This is a genomic window from Lentzea sp. HUAS12 (genome assembly GCF_024125735.1).
Taxonomy (GTDB): Bacteria; Actinomycetota; Actinomycetes; order Mycobacteriales; family Pseudonocardiaceae; genus Lentzea; species Lentzea albida.
The window spans coordinates 620,339-638,227 of record NZ_CP099738.1 but is presented as its reverse complement, the minus strand read 5'-3'; the positions used below and the strand labels follow the sequence as shown (position 1 = coordinate 638,227).

The 17,889-nt window shown below is 72.2% G+C and carries 19 protein-coding genes; 7 read left to right on the top strand and 12 right to left on the bottom strand.

Annotated features, from left to right (window positions below; all coding sequences use genetic code 11):
• Window positions 1-85 precede the first annotated feature (85 nt).
• A complete protein-coding gene (locus ND450_RS03145; protein WP_253324649.1) occupies window positions 86-787 on the bottom strand; it encodes an AfsR/SARP family transcriptional regulator in 702 nt (233 codons plus the stop codon).
• A 141-nt stretch (window positions 788-928) separates the two neighbouring features.
• Here ND450_RS03145 and ND450_RS03140 point away from each other — a divergent pair, with 141 nt between their 5' ends.
• The 4 genes from ND450_RS03140 to ND450_RS03125 all read left to right on the top strand — a co-directional run bounded on the left by ND450_RS03140 (window position 929) and on the right by ND450_RS03125 (window position 7,743).
• Complete coding sequence (locus ND450_RS03140; RefSeq protein ID WP_253324648.1) at window positions 929-3,256, top strand: glycoside hydrolase family 3 C-terminal domain-containing protein; 2,328 nt, start codon at window positions 929-931, stop codon at window positions 3,254-3,256.
• A gap of 9 nt (window positions 3,257-3,265) precedes the next feature.
• Window positions 3,266-3,889: a TetR/AcrR family transcriptional regulator gene (locus ND450_RS03135; protein ID WP_253324647.1), complete on the top strand. Its 624-nt coding sequence runs from the start codon at window positions 3,266-3,268 to the stop codon at window positions 3,887-3,889.
• A 309-nt stretch (window positions 3,890-4,198) separates the two neighbouring features.
• On the top strand, window positions 4,199-6,883 hold the full coding sequence (locus tag ND450_RS03130) for an AfsR/SARP family transcriptional regulator (protein WP_253324646.1): 2,685 nt from the start codon (window positions 4,199-4,201) through the stop codon (window positions 6,881-6,883).
• 260 nt (window positions 6,884-7,143) lie between these two features.
• The gene (locus ND450_RS03125; protein ID WP_253324645.1) at window positions 7,144-7,743 is read left to right on the top strand and encodes a DedA family protein; all 600 of its coding nucleotides are present in this window, start codon (window positions 7,144-7,146) and stop codon (window positions 7,741-7,743) included.
• Here the strand turns inward: ND450_RS03125 and ND450_RS03120 are convergent.
• Complete coding sequence (locus ND450_RS03120) at window positions 7,706-8,425, bottom strand: SDR family NAD(P)-dependent oxidoreductase (RefSeq protein WP_089919933.1); 720 nt, start codon at window positions 8,423-8,425, stop codon at window positions 7,706-7,708. The two genes, ND450_RS03125 and ND450_RS03120, sit on opposite strands and share 38 nt — an antisense overlap.
• Window positions 8,426-8,534: 109 nt before the next feature.
• On the opposite strand from ND450_RS03120, the gene ND450_RS03115 reads away from it, so the two are divergent.
• Entirely contained in the window at window positions 8,535-9,374 is an 840-nt protein-coding gene (locus tag ND450_RS03115) for an alpha/beta fold hydrolase (protein WP_253324644.1), read from the top strand.
• A 48-nt stretch (window positions 9,375-9,422) separates the two neighbouring features.
• Here ND450_RS03115 and ND450_RS03110 read toward each other — a convergent pair whose 3' ends face one another.
• Genes ND450_RS03110 through ND450_RS03100 form a run of 3 tightly spaced genes read right to left on the bottom strand, consistent with a single transcriptional unit; the run spans window position 9,423 to window position 12,278 of the window.
• Window positions 9,423-10,334 (bottom strand): Gfo/Idh/MocA family protein, encoded by a 912-nt coding sequence (locus ND450_RS03110; protein ID WP_253324643.1) that lies wholly within the window; start codon window positions 10,332-10,334, stop codon window positions 9,423-9,425.
• A 5-nt stretch (window positions 10,335-10,339) separates the two neighbouring features.
• Window positions 10,340-11,407 (bottom strand): ABC transporter permease, encoded by a 1,068-nt coding sequence (locus tag ND450_RS03105; protein ID WP_253324642.1) that lies wholly within the window; start codon window positions 11,405-11,407, stop codon window positions 10,340-10,342.
• Window position 11,408: 1 nt separating this feature from the next.
• A complete protein-coding gene (locus ND450_RS03100; RefSeq protein WP_253324641.1) occupies window positions 11,409-12,278 on the bottom strand; it encodes an ABC transporter ATP-binding protein in 870 nt (289 codons plus the stop codon).
• 89 nt (window positions 12,279-12,367) lie between these two features.
• Here ND450_RS03100 and ND450_RS03095 point away from each other — a divergent pair, with 89 nt between their 5' ends.
• A complete protein-coding gene (locus ND450_RS03095) occupies window positions 12,368-12,841 on the top strand; it encodes an NUDIX hydrolase (RefSeq protein WP_253324640.1) in 474 nt (157 codons plus the stop codon).
• Here ND450_RS03095 and ND450_RS03090 read toward each other — a convergent pair.
• Window positions 12,838-13,302, bottom strand: coding sequence for a formate dehydrogenase accessory sulfurtransferase FdhD (locus ND450_RS03090; protein WP_371927635.1), 465 nt, complete (start codon window positions 13,300-13,302; stop codon window positions 12,838-12,840). The genes ND450_RS03095 and ND450_RS03090 overlap by 4 nt on opposite strands.
• A 138-nt stretch (window positions 13,303-13,440) precedes the next feature.
• The gene (locus ND450_RS03085) at window positions 13,441-13,734 is read right to left on the bottom strand and encodes a hypothetical protein (protein WP_253324639.1); all 294 of its coding nucleotides are present in this window, start codon (window positions 13,732-13,734) and stop codon (window positions 13,441-13,443) included.
• A 66-nt stretch (window positions 13,735-13,800) separates the two neighbouring features.
• On the opposite strand from ND450_RS03085, the gene ND450_RS03080 reads away from it, so the two are divergent.
• Window positions 13,801-13,941 (top strand): hypothetical protein, encoded by a 141-nt coding sequence (locus ND450_RS03080; RefSeq protein ID WP_253324638.1) that lies wholly within the window; start codon window positions 13,801-13,803, stop codon window positions 13,939-13,941.
• Window positions 13,942-13,948: 7 nt separating this feature from the next.
• Here ND450_RS03080 and ND450_RS03075 read toward each other — a convergent pair whose 3' ends face one another.
• The 5 genes from ND450_RS03075 to pcaH are packed head-to-tail and all read right to left on the bottom strand — an operon-like array spanning window position 13,949 to window position 17,859.
• Window positions 13,949-15,118, bottom strand: coding sequence for a 4-hydroxybenzoate 3-monooxygenase (locus ND450_RS03075; RefSeq protein ID WP_253324637.1), 1,170 nt, complete (start codon window positions 15,116-15,118; stop codon window positions 13,949-13,951).
• A 23-nt stretch (window positions 15,119-15,141) separates the two neighbouring features.
• Window positions 15,142-15,501, bottom strand: coding sequence for a 4-carboxymuconolactone decarboxylase (gene pcaC / locus ND450_RS03070; protein ID WP_256557431.1), 360 nt, complete (start codon window positions 15,499-15,501; stop codon window positions 15,142-15,144).
• 9 nt (window positions 15,502-15,510) lie between these two features.
• A complete protein-coding gene (locus ND450_RS03065; protein WP_253324636.1) occupies window positions 15,511-16,638 on the bottom strand; it encodes a lyase family protein in 1,128 nt (375 codons plus the stop codon).
• Window positions 16,635-17,129: a protocatechuate 3,4-dioxygenase subunit alpha gene (locus ND450_RS03060; protein ID WP_253324635.1), complete on the bottom strand. Its 495-nt coding sequence runs from the start codon at window positions 17,127-17,129 to the stop codon at window positions 16,635-16,637. Before ND450_RS03060 ends, ND450_RS03065 begins: the two co-directional genes overlap by 4 nt.
• Complete coding sequence (pcaH, locus tag ND450_RS03055; RefSeq protein WP_253324634.1) at window positions 17,122-17,859, bottom strand: protocatechuate 3,4-dioxygenase subunit beta; 738 nt, start codon at window positions 17,857-17,859, stop codon at window positions 17,122-17,124. The genes ND450_RS03060 and pcaH overlap by 8 nt, the downstream gene beginning before the upstream one ends.
• Between the last annotated feature and the right edge of the window lie 30 nt (window positions 17,860-17,889).

Below are 17,889 nucleotides of genomic sequence, written 5' to 3'. Positions count from 1 at the left end.
GGGGGACGCACTGACCGGACAGCGGGGAGCACCGCGGCGCGCACCCCCGACACGCGCCCGGTGCTCCCCGCTTCGAGCAGGCCCGCTACCCGGCCAGCACCGCCGCCTCCCTGCGCCGCAACGCCGAACCGGGCTCCAGCCCGAACTCCTCGACGAGCAGCGCGCGCACCCGCCGGTACGTCCGCAACGCGTCACCGGCACGACCCGCCCGGTGCTGGGCCTCCATCAGCAGCTCCCACAACGACTCCCGCAGCGGGTACAGCGCGACGAGCCGTTCCAGCTGGGCGATCGCCTCGGCGTACCGGCCGTCCAGGCACAGCGCCGCCGCGTGGTTCTCCTCCGCGAACGCGAGCGCCTCCCGCAGCCGCACGACCTCCGCGTCCGCCCAGCCCTCGACGGGGCAGTCCGCCAGCGGATCACCGCGGTGCAGGGCGATCGCCTCCGCGTACCGGCCGCGGCGCAGGTGTTCGTCGAACTCCTCGACGTCGACGACGACCTGCGTCACGTCGAGCAGGTAGCCGGGTTCGCGCGTCAGCACCACGCCGTCGGCCCCGGCCAGTTCCAGCGCCCGGCGGACCTTGGCCACGTGCCCCTGCAGCGTCTTGGTGCCCGTCGGCGGCACGTCCTCGCCCCACAGCCCGTCGACCAGCGCCGATCTCGACACCAGACGGCCGGTCCTCAACGCCAGCAACGCGAACACGGCCCGCCGCCGCGCCCCGGTGAAGTGCACCGGTCCGTTCGGTCCGCGCACTTCGAGCGGCCCCAGGAGCCGCACCTCGATCTTCATCACCATTCCCCTCCCCGTGGACACAGGAAGAGGCGTGCCACGGGTGTGCCGCGCCGCGTCACATCACCGCGAGATAACCGAGCGGTAACAGGCACGTATACCGACCGACCACACGGTCGGTGGTTCTGGTGTGCTCGGAGCATGGACATCGAGAAGGCGATCGCGCGCCTGGACCTGGCTCGGAAGGTCCGGCTGCTGACCGGTTCCGCGCTCTTCGCGCTGCACGACGAACCGGAGATCGGGCTGGCGTCGCTGAAGCTGTCCGACGGCCCGACCGGTGTCCGCGGCGCCGAACTGCGCGGCGGCACGATCGCCTGCGTCCTGCCGAACGCCACGCTGCTCGCCCAGCACTGGGACACGGCGCTCGCACGCGAGGTCGGCGAGGTGCTCGCGGACGAGGCGGCGGCCCAGCAGGTGCACGTCGTGCTCGGCCCGACGATCAACCTGCACCGCACGGCCCTGGGCGGCCGCCTGTTCGAGGCCTACAGCGAAGATCCCCTGCTCACGGCCGCGATCGCCGCCGCCTACGTGCGCGGCCTGCAGGACAAGGGCATCGCCGCGACGCCGAAGCACTACGTGGCCAACGAGTCCGAGACCGAGCGCCGCACCGCGAGCATGGTGCTCGACGAGAAGACCCTGCGCGAGATCTACCTGCTGCCGTTCGAGATCGTCGTCGAGGACTCCTCGCCGTGGGCGATCATGGCGGCCTACAACAACGTCAACGGCGTCCCCGCGACCGAGCACGCCGAACTCGTCGAGGGCGTGCTGAGGGGCGAGTGGGGCTTCGACGGCCTGCTCATGTCCGACTGGTTCGCCACGAAGTCCACGGCGGCGAGCGCGAACGGCGGTCTCGACCTCGCCATGCCCGGCCCCGGCGGGCCGTGGGAGGACAAGCTGGTCGCGGCTGTGGAGGCGGGCGAGGTCGCGGAGTCGACCATCAACGACCACGTGGCCCGGTTGCTGCTGCTGGCGTCGCGGACCGGGGCGTTCGGCGAACAGCGCGCCTGGCCGCAGGACCTGCCCGCACCCGACAGCACGCTCCGCCGTGAGCAGCTGCGGAGGTTCGCCGCCGGAGGCATGACCGTACTGACGAACTCCGGTGTGCTGCCGTTGCAGGACGACAGCGTTGCGCTGATCGGCCGCCACGCGATCGACACGGTGGCCCAGGGCGGCGGTTCGGCCGGCGTGCGGCCACCGCACGTGATCAGCATCGCGGACGGCCTGACCTCGCGACTCGGGGACGCGGTGTCCGTTGTGGACGGTGTGGAGGTCAGGCTCCGGTACGCCGCTCCCGGCGCCGGGGTGCTGACGGACATCCGCGCCACGACCTTCGACGCGGACGGCGAGGTGCTCGCGACCCGCGACATGGAGATCGCCGAACTCGCCGCGTACGGCGGGTGGGCGCAGGGCGCCACGTCGATCGAGGTGTCCGGCGAGGTGGTGCTGGACGAGCCCACGCGGATGCTGATCGGCGTGCGCGGGTTCGGCGAGTGGACCGTCGACGTCGGCGGGAAGCAGTACGCCACGCTCCTGGCCTGGGCCGACGGCATCGTCGAGGAGGCGCTGCTCAAGCCTCCACACTGGACGGCGGAGGTCCTGCTGTCGCCGGGCGACCGGATCACGGCCCGCGTCCGCGGCGCCAGCGCGCTGGTCGGCCTGATCACCCAGCCCGTCCCCCGCTCCCCCGCCGACGCGATCGGTGCCGCGGTGCGGGCCGCGCGCGAGGCGGACGTGGCGGTCGTGGTCGTCGGCCTCACCGAGGAGCAGGAGACCGAGGGCTTCGACAAGACCACGCTCGCGCTGCCCGGCGAGCAGGACGCGCTGGTCGCGGCGGTGGCGGCAGCCGCCCGGCGCACGGTCGTCGTGGTGAACGCGGCGACGCCGGTGCTCATGCCGTGGCTCGACCAGGTGGACGCCGTGCTGTGGGCCGGGCTGCCGGGGCAGGAGGCCGGTGACGCCGTGGCGGCCGCGCTGCTCGGCGACGTCGAACCGGCCGGGCGATTGGTCACGACGTTCCCGCGGGCGGACGCCGACGCGCTGAACCTGGTTCCGTCCGACGGCGAACTGGTCTACTCGGAGGGCACCGCGATCGGCTACCGCGGTGCGACGAACCCGTTGTTCTGGTTCGGGCACGGACTCGGCTACACGACCTGGGAGTACGGGACCGCGGAGCTGTCCGTTGTGGACGGTCTGGTCGGCTCGGTGTCCGCGGAGGTCACGAACACCGGCGACCGGGCAGGACGGGAGGTCGTGCAGGTCTACCTGCGTCCCCGCGACGAGCCGGTCCGCCTCATCGGCTTCGCCGTCGCCGACCTCGCCCCTGGCGGGACCGCGCACGTCGAGGTGCCCTGCGACCCGCGGGTCCAGCGCGTCTGGCAGGACGGCTGGCACCCGCTGACCGGCGGAGAGGTGCTGATCGCCCGCGGGCTCGGCGACGTCCGCGTTACCCTGCCCGCTGATCAGGAGTGAGGTGACGCCGTGTCGGTCCCGCCGAGGTACCGGGCCAGGTCGCGGGTGGACGTGTCCGGTGAGGAGTCCAGGGCCAAGGCGGTGGCCGTCGCGACCGAGCTGTTCGCGCTGACCGGGTTCAAGGGGACGTCGGTCGCGGCGGTGGCGGCGAGGACCGGGCTCTCGCAGTCCGGTCTGCTGCACCACTTCCCGAGCAAGGCCGCGCTGCTGACAGCCGTGCTGGAGGAACGCGACCGGCAGGACGGCGACTTCCTGGCCGGCAGCGCCGGACCGCCGCTCGGCTGGGCGGCGTTCGACGCGCTGGGAGCCCTGGTGGCGCGCAACTCGACGCGGCCGCACCTCGTCGGGTTGTTCGTGCGGCTGGCCGCCGAGGCGACCGAACCCGCCCACCCGGCGCACGGGTGGGTGCAGGAGCACTACTTCGGGCTGCGGCGGTGGCTGACCGACGCCGTGCACGCCGGCCAGGCACGAGGTGAGATCGCGCAGGAGGCGCCGGTCGGTTCGCTCGTGCGCATGACGATCGCGGTGGTCGACGGGTTGCAACAGCAGTGGCTGCTCCACCCGGACGAGATGTCGATGACGGCCGAGTTCGAGGCCTTCACCGCGACTCTGCGCGCCCGCTGGGGGCGCTGACCCTCCCCCGCCGCAAGGTGGTGGCCCGGTTCAGTCTGGGGGACCCGCCCGGGCCACCGGTCTTGCGGTAGGTGGCCGACGTGCGCGGTGACTTTCACACGCCGGCCGGGTTCTGGGGGAACCGGACCCGGCGACTGCGCCGACCCCCACTCCCAGGAGCTTTCGGGCCCGGCGGCGCAGGTACCGGATCTGGACACAAAGATGACAGGGGGCGTGCACAGATTTCGCCCAGGGCGTGCACAGGCCGTCGAGAAGTGCGCGAGTATGGCTGTGCACCCAACGACCGGATCATCGAGGAGCGATCGACCTGTGGAGTTCCTGTTGCTCGGCTCGCTGGCGGTACGGCGGTCGGGCACACTGCTCGAGCTCGGCGGACCTAGGCAGCGCGCGGTGCTCACCATGCTGTTGCTGCACGCGAACGAGGCGGTCAGCGTCGCACAGCTGACGGAGGCGGTCTGGGACTCACCGCCGGTGTCACCCGAGTCGAACCTGCGCACCTACGTCGCAGGGTTGCGCAAGGTGCTCGGGGACCGCTTGATCACCCGTCCCGGCCACGGCTACCAGCTGGTGGTCGAACCCGGCGAGCTGGACCTCGACGCGTTCGACCAGCTCGTCCGCGACGGTGAGAACGCCCTGGCGGACAACGACACCGCGGCCGCGGCAGACCTCTTCGGACAGGCCCTCGCCAAGTGGCACGGCATCCCGACCGCCGAGCTGAACGCGGGGCCGCTGCTGCGCGCCGAGTTCACCCGCATCCAGGAGCGCAGGCTCACGGCCGTCGAGAGGTACGCCAGGACGTCGATCGAGCTCGGCCGGTTCGACGACGTGATCGACCGGCTGCGGCGGGAGTCGGCGCTGCACCCGTTGCGCGAGGAGCTCTGGGCGCAGCTGATGGTGGCGCTCGACCGCTCCGGTCGTCGCGGCGAGGCGCTGGAGGCCTACGCGACGGCGCGCAGGCACGTGGTCGAGCAGGTCGGCGTCGAGCCGGGCGCGCGGTTGCGCCAGTTGCAGCAGGTGATCCTCGAAAGCCGGGTGCCCTCGCCCGCGGCTTTGAACGCGCACCGCCAGCTGCCGATGGACATCGCCGAGTTCACCGGCCGCGAGGCCGAGCTGCGGCGGCTGTGCGAGCCGGGCCCGCAGAGCACGGTCGTGATCTCCGCGATCGAGGGCATGGCCGGGGTCGGCAAGACGAAGCTGGCGGTCAGGGCGGCACACCGGCTCGTTCAGCGTTACCCGGACGTGCAACTGTGGGCCGACTTGCACGGGTTCGACGCCGACGAGCTGCCCGCGGAGCCGTCCGCCGTGCTGGAGGGCTTCCTGCGCCTGCTCGGCGTGCCCGGCGCGCAGATCCCGGAGTCGCTGGAGGAACGCGCCGCGCTCTACCGCGACCGGCTGGCGGGCAAGCGCGCGTTGGTGCTGCTGGACAACGCCGCCGGTGAGGACCAGGTGCGGCCGTTGCTGCCGGGCGGCTCCAGCTGCATGGTGCTGATCACCAGCCGCCGCACCCTGTTGCAGCTCGACGGCGTGAAGTCCGTCCTCCTCGACGTCTTCACGCCCGGCGAGGCGCTGGCACTGCTCTCCCGGATCGCCGGCGAGGACCGGGTGCAGGCGGACCGCGAGGCCGCGGAACGGATCGCGGAGCTGTGCGGGCACCTGCCGATCGCCGTAGCGCTGGCCGCCAAACGGCTCGCGCGCCGTCCACAGTGGACGACGCGCGACCTGGTGGCACAGCTGGAGCGGGGAGGCGGTCTCGGTGTCCGGGGCGTGTTCGACCTCTCGTACCAGGCGTTGCCCGACCACCAGAGGCGTCTGTTTCGCCTCCTCGGACTCCACCCGGGAGAGGACGTCACCGCCGAGTCCGCCGCCGCCCTCGCCGGGCTGACCGCGCACGAGGCGGGCGACCTGCTGGAGACGTTGCTCGACGAACACCTGTTGCAGCAGCACACACCCAGCCGTTACGGCCTGCACGACCTGCTGCGCGCGTACGCCGTCGAGCAGGTCACGGCCGCCGAACCGCCGCCCTCCCGTGCGCTGGCCCGCCGCCGCGTGCTCGACTGGTACGTCCACACGTCCTGGCAGAGCGCGCAACGCCTGAACCCCCAGCGCAAGCTGGAGATCGCGACGCCGGACCCGTCCGTGCACCCGCGCACGTTCGCCGACCGGGACGCGGCTCTGCTGTGGTGCGACACCGAACGGGCGAACCTGGTCGCCGCCGTGCGAGAGGCCGCCGAGCACGACCTGCCGGAGCACTCGTGGAGCCTCGCCCAGTGCCTGTGGGACTTCTTCAACCTGCGCAAGCACTGGGCGGACTGGATCGACACGCACGGCGTCGCCCTGGCCGCGGCCCGGTCCGTCGGCGCCCGCGAAGCCGAGGGCAGGATGCTGATCACGCTCGGCATCGCGCTGCGCGAGGTCCGGCGGCACGACGAGGCGATCGAGCACGCCCAGCAGGCCATCGCGATCTTCCGCGCGCTCGGCGACAAGGCGCGGCAGGAACCGGCCCTCAACAACCTCGGCATCGCGTACATGGCGCAGGGCAGGGTCGACGACGCCCTGGCGTGTTACGAGCAGGCGGCCGAGATCGCCCGTGAGCTCGGCAACGCGCACACCGAAGCCGTGCTGCTCAACAACATCGGCCTCCTGCACGCCGACGCGGGCCGGTTCGACCTCGCGCTGGCGCGGTACCTGCGGGCGCTGGAGATCCGGCAGGAGATCAAGGACCCGTACAGCGAGGCCATCCTGCTCAACAACATCGGTGAGGTGCACCGCGGCCTGCTCGACTTCCCGCAGGCCGTGTCGTACGTCGACCGGGCGCTGGAGACGTTCCGGGCGATCGGCGACCTCTACGGGCAGGCGGAGTCGCTCGACAACCTCGGCCTGGCGCTGGACGGGCTCGGTGACCGGCGTGGTGCGGAGAAGTGCTGGCTCGAGTCGGTGGCGTTGTTCGAGGAACTGGGCGAGCCGAAGGCGGAGGAGGTCCGCGGGCGCCTGTAGCCCGTCAGATCTCCACCGCCTCCAGCAGCGCGTCGACCGTCGGCTCGATCGCCGCGGCGGGTCGAGGATCGCGACGGGTGCCGGGTAGGCCGCGGTCTGCTGCCCCGGCAGGAACCGGCCGGACTCGGCCGTCCCAGGTACAGCGGCACGCCGCGGGCCCTGATCGCCTCGTCGACGACGTCGCCGCGCTCCCCGGCCTTCGCGTCGTCGATCAAGGCGACGTGTGGCCGACGGCGTCCGTCTGGAGGAAGATCATCGGTGTGCTGACCGAGTGGCTCCACACCGTTCCACCGCTCCTGGTCTACCTGGTCGTGGGCCTGGTGGTCGGCGTCGAGAGCATGGGCATCCCGCTGCCGGGCGAGGTCGTGCTCGTCGCGGCCGCGCTCATGGCCTCGCACCACGACGGCCTCTCACCGCTGTGGGTCGGCATCGCGGCATCCGCCGGAGCGATCATCGGCGACAGCATCGGGTACGCGCTCGGCAAGCAGTTCGGGCCGCGGATCTTCGGGTGGGCCGGTGAGAAGTTCCCGAGCCACTTCAGCGAGGACAAGGTCGGGCGCGCCCGCGCGGTGTTCGAGGAGTACGGCGCCTGGGCGGTCTTCTTCGGCCGGTTCGTGGCGCTGCTGCGGATCCTGTCCGGTCCGCTCGCGGCCACGATGGGCATGCGCTACGGGAAGTTCCTGCTGGCCAACGCCGCCGGCGGCATCGCGTGGGCCGGCGGCACGACGGCGGCCGTCTACTTCGTCGGAGAGGCCGCCGAGCACTACCTCGCGGAGTTCTCGTGGATCGCGCTCGTGGTCGTGCTGGTGGCGGTGATCGGGTTCAGCGTCCGAGGCCGGCTCCGCCGTTCACGCCGATGACCTGCGCGGTGATGTGCCCCGCCTCCGGGGACGTCAGGAACGCGATGGTCGCGGCGACGTCCGCCGGGGTGCCGGACCGGCCGTTCGCCGTGGTGCCGACGAGCACCTTGCGCCTCTCCTCGCTCAGCGTGCCGCCGAAGAACTCCGTGTCGTCGGTGACACCCGGTGACACCACGTTGACCGTGATGCCCCTGCCTCCCAGCGCGAACGCCAGGTCCGCCGTCCACGCCTCGACCGCGGCCTTGGCCGCGCCGTAGGAACCGGACCCCCGCCGGCCCGCGATCGACCCGAGCGTCACCACGCGGGCGTTGTCGGCCAGGCGCGGCTCCAGCGCCGTCGTGACGAGCACCGCGCTGACGACGTTGGTCTCGTAGCTCGCGACCCAGAGGTCCCGCACGTCCGCGAGGCTCTCCGGCGCCGGACGCCGCCGGGCGACGTTGCCGCCCGCGTTGTTCACCAGGACGTCCACCTGCGACGGCAGGTCGCTCAGCGCCGCCTGCACCGCCTCCGGATCGGTCGCGTCGAACGCCACCGCCCGCGCGCCGATCTCCTGCGCCGCCGCCTTCAGGACGTCCTCCCTGCGCCCCGTGATCACCACGTCCAGACCCTGTCCGGCGAGCCGCGCCGCCACCGCCTTGCCGATGCCCGTGCCGCCGCCGGTCACCACTGCTGTTCGCGTCATGCAGGCCTTGATATCAGCGAGGAACATGCAGGTCGACCGGTTTGTCGGGCCGCCGCGGTTCACGTTTGTGACTAGGCTGCTCAGACCCGACCCGACTGGGGAGAAACCCATGAAATCCCACGTTCTGGACACCGATCAGGCCGCCATCGCCTACGACGTGAGCGGCGAGGGCCGCCCGCTGATGATGATCGGCCAGCCCATGGACGCCAGCGGCTTCACGGCCCTGCGCGCGCAGTTCCCCGACCGCAAGGTGATCACCTACGATCCGCGCGGCATAGGCAGAAGCACACGATCGGACGGCCGCACCGACAACACACCGGAGACCCAGGCCGCCGACGTGCACGCGGTGATCCAGGCCGTCGGCGGACCGGTGGACCTGTTCGCGTCCAGCGGTGGCGCGGTCACGGCCCTCGAGCTCGTGGCGGCCTACCCCGGCGACGTCCTCACGCTCGTCGCGCACGAACCACCGATCATCGACGTGCTGCCCGACGCGGCCGCCGCTCGCAGGGCACGCGACGCGTTCATGGAGGCCTACCAGGCCAAGGGCCAGGGCGCGGGCATGGCGGCGTTCATCCAGATGAGCTCGCACCAGGGCGAGTTCACCGACGAGTACTTCGCGCAGCCGCTGCCGGACCCGGCGCAGTTCGGCATGCCCGCCGAGGACGACGGCAAGCGCGACGACCCGCTGCTCGGCACCGCCTCGCTCGCCATCACCGACTACTACCCGCGGGTGCAGGACCTCGTCGCCGCGCCCGCCCGGATCGTGATCGCCGTGGGTGAGGAGACCGGGGACGCGTTCACCGCGCGCACGGCCGTCCACACGGCACAGCTGCTCGGGCAGGACGCGGTGGTGTTCCCCAGCCACCACGGCGGGTTCATGGGCGGCGAGTTCGGGTACGCGGGCAAGCCGGAGGAGTTCGCTGCCAGGCTGCGCGAGGTGCTCGGCTGAGGAACGACCCGCACGGATCCGGTGCCTCGCCGGATCCGTGCGGGCGGATCACCGCAGGAACGCCTCGACCACCTCGGCCACCCTCAGCCCGCTCGCGAAGTCCGCGAGGTCACGCGGGTGCCCTCCCCTGACCGCCTCCGCGAACAGCGTGAGCCTGGAGTAGTCCGACCCGGTCTGCTCCAGCGGCACCCGCTCCCACGGTCCGCCGTCCGAAGTGGACAGCAGCGCCCACTGGTCGAGGCGCAGCGACCGCTCGGTGCCCCAGGCGGTCCACTCGTAGACCTCGGGCCCGGCCAGCCCGGAGAACGCGGACACGTGCACCGGCACGCCAGCGCCCCGCAGCACACCGCGTGCCGCGACCTCGGCGGCACCGGGCGAGGGGAAGTCCGCCGACACCGACTCGACGGTGAGCGGCCCGAGCACCCGGTCGGTCAGGTAGACGAAGTGCGACAGCACCTCGCGCACGAACCCGCCCTGCTCGGACCGGGACAGCCAGGTCGCATCCGCCTGGAACGCCCTGGGCCAGCGCGGGAACTGCAGCCGGACCTCGACGCCCCGCAGCTCGCCGAGCGACGGCAGCAGGCGCTCGATCTCGAGCGTCGCGACCATGTCCGACAGCGCGAAGTTGACGGCGTTCGGGCGGCCCTCGGCGGCCTCGGCCAGCGCGCGGGCCTCGGCGAGGTCGACGGCCAGCGGCTTCTCGCAGAACACCGCCTTGCCGGCGGCGAACGCCTTCAGCACGAGCTCGGCGTGCGACGCGGGTGGCGTCGAGACGTACACGGCGTCCACATCGGACAGCACGTCGTCGAGCGAGGTGACGACCGGGACGTCGAGCGTGCGGGGTGCGACGTCGACACCCGCGACCACGGTGTAGCCGGGATGGGACCGCGCCGCCGCCAGCATCCGGGTGCCCATGGCTCCCAGGCCGACGACGGCGAGGCGAATCGGATCAGCGATCATGCGGCCTATTCTGCCGGTGCCCAGGCCTTCGACAGCTTCACCCGCGCACCGGTCTGCAGCAGCGAGCCGGTGTAGAGCCGCGAGGCGACCAGCAGGATCACCACGACGGTGGCCGCGAGGATGCCCATCGACAGCAGGGCCTCCCACGCCTGGGCCTGCTCGGCGAACAACCGGACCGGCATCGCGACGCCGGCCGTGAACGGCACGAACGACATCCACTTGAGCACGACGGGGTTCTCGTAGAAGAACTGCACGCCGAAGTACGGGCCCATCACCGCGAGCATGACCAGGCCCATCGTCGAGCCGAGGTCCTCCTGGCGGCTGACCAGCGCGCCGGCCACCGCCCACATCGACGAGATCAGCACGAACCCGAGCATCAGGAACGGGACGAACCAGCCGAGCGCGGGCGCCACCACCCCCAGCAGCTCACCGAGCCCCGCCACCCGCAACGCGATCGGCGCCACGAGCGCCAGCACCACGACCTGGCCGAGCGTGAGGATCGTGTGCCCGAGGATCTTGCCCGCGAGCAGTGCCCGCACCGGCACCGTCGACACGAGGATCTCCACGATCCGCGTCTGCTTCTCGGTCACGGTGCTCTGCGCGATGGCGGCGCCGCCCATGCCGAACATGAGGAACACCAGCCCGAACACGATCACCGTGACGGACCGCTGCCCGGACGTCACCACCGAGCCCTCCAGCAGCTCCACCGGCGGCGACTCGACGAGCTCGCGGATCACGGAGTTGGGCGGGGAGTTGAGCGCGAGGACCTTGATCCCGGCGCCGTCCGGCACGATCGCCGCCTCGACCTCGTCGGCCCTGACCAGGTCGGCGGCCTCCTGCACGCTGCCGACCTCGCGGACGTCGAGTGCCTTGCCCCGCACCACCTGCGAGGCGGAGCCGACGACGGCGACCTCGGGGTCGTCGCCGCCGAACACCGTCGGCAGCACGGTGAGCGCGAACAACCCGACGATCGTGAAGAGGAAGCCGATCCAGAAACCCTTGGTGCCGACCAGGGTCTTCATCTCGCGTTCGGCGACGAGCCACGTCGCCTGGCTGAAGGACGCGCGGGCCATGTCAGATCACTTCCTTGAAGATCTCGTCCAGCGTGGGCACGACGGGCGTGAACGAGCGGACCTCGCCGCGGTCCAGCGCCGCCCTGAGCACCTGCTGGGGTGCCGCCTCGAACACGGCGCGCGGGCCGTCGAGCTCCAGGATCGTCACGCCGGGCACGTCGCGGACCCAGCCCGCGTCCTGCTCCACGACGATCTCGTACCGATCGCCCGCGTGCTTCGCGCGCAACTCCTCGCGCGACCCGTTCGCCGCGATCCGTCCCTTCGAGATGATCACGACGTCGTCGCAGAGCCGTTCGACGATCGCCAGCTGGTGGCTCGAGAACAGCACCGGCACCCCGGCGGCGGCGCGCTTGCGCAGCACGTCCAGCACGGTCTCGACGGCGATCGGGTCGAGGCCGGAGAACGGCTCGTCGAGGATCAGCACGTCCGGTTCGTGCACCAGCGCGGCCGCGATCTGCACGCGCTGCTGGTTGCCGAGCGACAGCTCCTCCAGCCGGTCCCCCGCTCGGCCGGTCAGCTCCAGGTCCTCCAGGAGCTCGTCGGTGTTGCGCCGCGCGGTCTCCCGGTCGACGCCGTGCAACCGCGCCAGCCACGTGATCTGGTCGCGCACCTTCATCTTCGGGTAGAGGCCGCGTTCCTCCGGCATGTACCCGAAGTCGGGCCGGTTGTCCGACCCGACCTCGGTCCCCTTCCAGCTCACCGTGCCCCCGTGCGCGGCGAGCACCCCCAAGACGATCCGCATGGTCGTGGTCTTGCCCGACCCGTTGGCGCCCAGGAAGCCCGTCATGCGGCCGGGCCGGACGTCGAAGCTCACCTCGTCGAGCACCTTGTGATCGCCGAAGCTCCGGCTGATCCCCCTGACAGTCAACATGGGCAGAACACTAGGTCGGCGCGTTCAAGATCGCGTCCGCCGTGCGGCATCATCCTCGCGGAGGACCCCTTACGGGCTAACGTGCCGGCATGACGACCTTCCGCCTGGGGGCCTACGCGGTGGCCATCGAGAACGACCGCGTGCTGCTGGTTCGTTGTGCGTCAGCGTTCGACGAGGGCCACTGGTCGTTGCCCGGCGGCGCGGTGGAGCACGGCGAGGACCCGTTCGACGCGGTGGTCCGGGAGGTGGCGGAGGAGACCGGGTGCGCCGCTGCCGTGACACGCCTGCTGGGCGTGGACTCCCGGTTCATCCCCGCGGCCGAACGCCACATGCCCGAGAAGGGACCGCACCAGAACATCGGCGTCTTCTACCAGGTCCGGATCACCGGGGAGCCGCGGCCCGAGCCGAACGGGGCGACCTCCGATCCTCTGTGGACACCGCTCGCCGACGTCGCGGGCCTGCGCCGGGCGGCACTGGTCGACGTCGGTCTCGCGCTGGCGGCGGGAAGGCCGCCGACCGGGCATGTCGCTGCGGTCCCGGTCGGCGGCCTGGTCATCTACTAGCGGGCGGCGGCGGTGAGTCCCAGCCGGTGGCCGCCGGTGTAGACGTTCATCGAGGTGCCCCTGAGGAACCCGACGAGCGTCACGCCCATCTCCTCCGCCAGGTCGGCGGCCAGCGACGACGGCGCGGACACGGCCGTGAGCACCGGGATCCCCGCCATGACCGCCTTCTGCACCAGCTCGAACGACGCCCGTCCGCTCACCTGCAGCACGGTGCCGGTGAGCGGCAGCCGGCCGCCGCGGGTGGCCCAGCCGACGACCTTGTCGACCGCGTTGTGCCGGCCGACGTCCTCGCGCAGGCACAGCAGGTTGCCCCGCCCGTCGAACAGGCCGGCGGCGTGCAGGCCGCCGGTGCGGTCGAAGACCCGTTGCGCGGCACGGAGTTTCGTCGGGAACTCGGTGATCAGCTTCGGGTCGACGCGGAGCGGGTCGTTCGCCACCTGCCAGGTCGCGACGGTGCGCACCGCGTCGAGACTCGCCTTGCCGCACAGGCCGCAGGACGAGGTGGTGTAGAAGTTGCGCTCGATCGACGGGTCCGGCGGTGCGACGGCGAGCGCACCACGCCCTCGCTGACCAGGAACCCCGCGGCGAGGTCGAAGTCGTCACCCGAAGTCTGGTGCCACCCCGGCGTGAGCCGTGACACGCGGCTCACGCCGGGGCATTCCGGGTCGGGACTGGTGCCTCGTGAGCACGGCGCCCGCCAGCCCGAGCACGCCCGCCGCGGTGAACGCGAACGAGGGTCCCTGCGACGCGAGGACGACGGCCGCCAGCAGGCCGCGAGCACCGCTGCCCAAGCGGCCCAGAGCACCGTGCGGCGCGAACGCCCCGACGTCGGTCTCCTCCACGCCGCCGTGCTGACGCTGCTCCAGCCGCTCCTCGACACGCTCGGCGGTCACGCCGCGAGGCCACCGGTCACCGCCTGACTGGGCGACGGCGGCACGCACCGCACGGACACGCGACTGGTGCCGGTCACGCGATCAGGCGGCCTGGCGGTGACCGTCGGGCACGACCGGCCGGGGTCGCTGCGGGATGCGGCGCCGGCCGACGTGCTCACGGTCGTGCCGCCCGGTCATCGCGGCGGTGAGGTGGAGGTGCTGGGCTGACCTCGGTTCAAGCGGGCCAGCAGCCCGTGTACCCCTCCGCCAGGAACCGCGACCCCGCCTCCGACCCCACCACCGACCGCAGCTCCCCGAGCTGCCGCCGCACGTCGAAGTCCGTCGCGGCCGGCAGGGCGTGCAGCATCGTGGTCATCCAGTACGAGAAGTGCTGCGCCCTCCACACCCGGTCCAGCGCGCGGGGGCCGTACTCGTCGAGGGCGTCGTCGTCGTTCTTGACCAGCGCTCGTTCGATGACCTCGGCGAGCACCCGGACGTCCTGCAGGGCGAGGTTGAGGCCTTTCGCGCCGGTCGGGGGGACGGTGTGGGCGGCGTCGCCCGCCAGCAGCAACTTGCCGTGGCGCATGGGTTCCGCGACGAACGAGCGGAAGCGCAGCACGGTCTTCTCGGTGATCGGGCCCTCGTTCAGGGTGAAGCCGTCGGGGCCGGCCACGCGCGACTGGAGTTCCTCCCAGATGCGGTCGTCGGTCCACTGGTCGGCGTTCGTCTCGGGCGCGCACTGGAAGTACATGCGCTGGTGGGTCTCGGTGCGCTGGCTGATCAGGGCGAAGCCGCGCGGCGAGTGGGCGTAGACCAGTTCGGGGGCGCTGCGCGGGGCCTCGGTGATGATGCCGAACCAGGCGAACGGGTACTCGCGGTAGCTGTGCGTGCGGAGGGCCTCCGGGACTTCGGCGCGGCAGATCGAGCGGGAGCCGTCCGCGCCCACGAGCAGGTCGCAGCGCACCTCCTGCCGCACGCCGTCGCTGTCCACGAACCGGATCGCGGGCGCGTTGACGTCCACGGACGTGTCGCTGACGCCGAACCGGACGTCGCCGCCGTCGCGTTCGCGGGCGTTAGCCAGGTCCACGAACACGTCGGTCTGCGGGTAGAGCCACACCGACTCACCGACCAGCGCGCGGAAGTCGACGCGGTGGCTCTCGCCGCCGAAGCGCAGGTCGATGCCCTCGTGCGGGTGACCGTCGCGCAGCACGCGGTCCGACACGCCGGTGTCGACGAGCAGCCTGGCGCTGTCGGCCTCGAGGATGCCGGCGCGGACCGTGGTCTCGATCGCCCGCCTCGTCCTGTTGTCGACGACGACGCTGTCGATGCCGTTGAGCGACAACAGGTGCGAGAGCATCAGCCCTGCAGGGCCCGCGCCGACGATGCCGACCTGGGTGCGCGTCATGGGAGTCCCTCCAGCGAAAGTGTTCACAAGCCCTCCTGCAACACCTGCCGCGCCACCGAGAACGCGTGGTTGGCCGCGGGAACCCCGCAGTAGATCGCGCTCTGCAGGAGCACCTCGGCGATCTCGTCCTGGCTCAGTCCGTTGCGCACGGCCGCCGCGACGTGGAGCTTCAGCTCGTCCCAGTGCCCCAGCGCGATCAACGCCGTGAGCGTGATCGCGCTGCGCGTACGCCGGTCGAGCCCCGGCCGCGTCCAGATCTCGCCCCACGCGTACTTGGTGATGAGCTCCTGGAAGTCCTGCGTGAACGCGTCGGGCCGCGCCCTGTCGACGTGCGCGTCGCCGAGCACCTCACGCCGGACCTTCATGCCGTCGTCGTAGGACACCGCTTCTCCTCAAACGCCTCGGTCATCGCGCCACTCCCACCGCTTCAGCGCCTCGTCCACAAACACCTCGGCCGCACCGAGGTACGAGCCGGGGTCGTCACCGCCGCCGCGCTCCGCCAGCAGGTCCGAGGCGGCCTCGCGGGCCCGGCGCTCCATCACGTCCGCGTGCACCTCGAGCCCCTCCACCAGTTCGGCCGCCTGCGACGCCGCCACGACCGCCAGCTCCAGCAACGCCCGCAGGGCCGGCCACTCGGCGTGCCAGGCGCCGTCCGGCCGTTCGTCGACCGCCCGCGCCGCGCACAGGTGCAGCTGCGCCCCCAGCCCGGGGGCTCGCATGGCCGCGCTGTTGACGAGCACCGACAGCACCGGGTTCCGCTTGTGCGGCATGGTGGACGACCCGCCCCGCCCGGCCACGAACCCCTCGGCGACCTCGCCGATCTCCGGCCGTCCCAGCGTCAGCACGTCCGCGGCCAGCACGCCGAGCGCGTCGCACGCGCGCACCACCGCGTCGCCGAGCCGGGTGATCGGTGCGCGGCAGGTGTGCCACGGCATGCCCGGCCACACCAGTCGCAGGTGACGGGCCAGCGCCGACGCCGACTCGACCGGGTTGTCGACGCGCGACAGCGTTCCGGCCGCACCCCCGCACTGCACCGGCAGGTTCCGCACGACGAACTCCAGCTCGTCCAGCGCGTCGAGCACGCCGACGAGCCACCGCGCGGCCTTGAGCCCGAACGTGATCGGCACGGCGTGCTGGGTCAGCGTCCGCCCCGCCATCACGCTGGACCGGTGCTCGCCGGCGAGCCGGGCGAGCGCGGCGGCGACCCGTTCGAGGTCCACCGACACCCGCCGCAGCGCTCCGCGCGCCAGCAGCACCAGCGCGGTGTCGAGCACGTCCTGACTGGTCAGTCCGGTGTGGACGGGTTCGGAGACCCTGGCGCGCAGCGCGGACACGAGCGGCAGCACCGGGTTGCCCGCCGCCTCGACCTCGACGGGGTCGAGCGAGGGCACCCAGTCGCCCAGGTCCAGCTCCGACCCGAGCACGCGCGCCCAGGCGACCTCGACCTCCAGCATCGCCCGCACCAGCGCGGTGTCGTCGAGGAGGCCGGCGGCGCGGTGGGAACCGGGGAGCACGATCACGTCCGCGGGAACGTGAAGAACGCCGTCTCGGACGGACCCTGCAGGTGGATGTCGAACCGCAGCCGGCCGTCGTCCTCGCGCGAGGCGACCAGCCCGTCCACCGCGTCCGCGGCACCGGGCAGGTAGATGCGCGTGAACAGCCGGTCGAGCAGCCCGCGGGCGAACACCGTGACCGCGAATAACGGCAGTCCGGGCTCGACGGTGCTGAACCAGTAGTGCCCGGCGCCGTCGGTGCAGGAGCGGCCCCAGCCGGTGAACCGGGCTCCGCGCCGCCGCAGCGACCCGCCCACCCGCGGCACGACCCCGGAGGCGTCGGCCTGGCGGATCTCGATCATCGCGTCGGGCACCGGCTCCCCCGCGCCGTCGTGGACGTACCCGTGCAGCACCACGGATCCGGCCGAGCCGAACGGCACCAGCTCGGAGTCGCCGGGGAACGCCAGCGCGTGGTGGAAGAACGGCCCGACGGTCTGGCCGGGCGTCGCGTCAGTCATCGGACGGCTCCAGGTAGGTCGCGTGGCTGCCGGTCAACACGATGTCCCACCGGTAGCCCAGCAGCCACTCGTGCTCGGACCGCGAGTGGTCGTAGGAGGCGATGAGCCGGTCCAGCGCCGCGGGGTCGGTGATCGACTGCGCGATCGGGTCCAGCGCCAGCAGCTGGTCGCCGGGGAAGTACATCTGCGTGATCAGCCGCTGGGTGAAGTCCGTGCCGAACAACGAGAAGTGGATGTGCGCGGGCCGCCAGGCGTTGTGGTGGTTGCGCCACGGGTAGGGGCCCGGCTTGATCGACGTGAACGAGTACCAGCCGTCGTCGTCGGTCAGGCAGCGGCCGACGCCGGTGAAGTTCGGGTCGAGCGGCGCCGGGTGCTGGTCGCCCTGGTGCGCGTAGCGGCCCGCCGCGTTGGCCTGCCAGATCTCGACGAGCTGCCGGCGCACCGGGCGGCCGTCGCCGTCGAGCACGCGGCCCTGCACGCGGATGCGTTCGCCGATCGGCTCGCCCCCGCGCTGCAGCGTCAGGTCCGACTCGACGGCCGCGACGTCCGAGTGGCCGAAGACGGGCGCGAACAGCTCCGCGCCCTCGGGGTCGACGTGCAGCGGCTCCTTGGTCGGGTGGCGCAACGTCGTGCTGCGGTACGGCGCGAAGTCCAGCAGCGGCGCACCTCCCGGTGAGTCGGCCTGGATCTTCGCGATCTCGTCGCTGATCTCGTGCTGGCTGGTCGTCACGTGATCAGAGGTTAGGCAACCGTCGCGCCC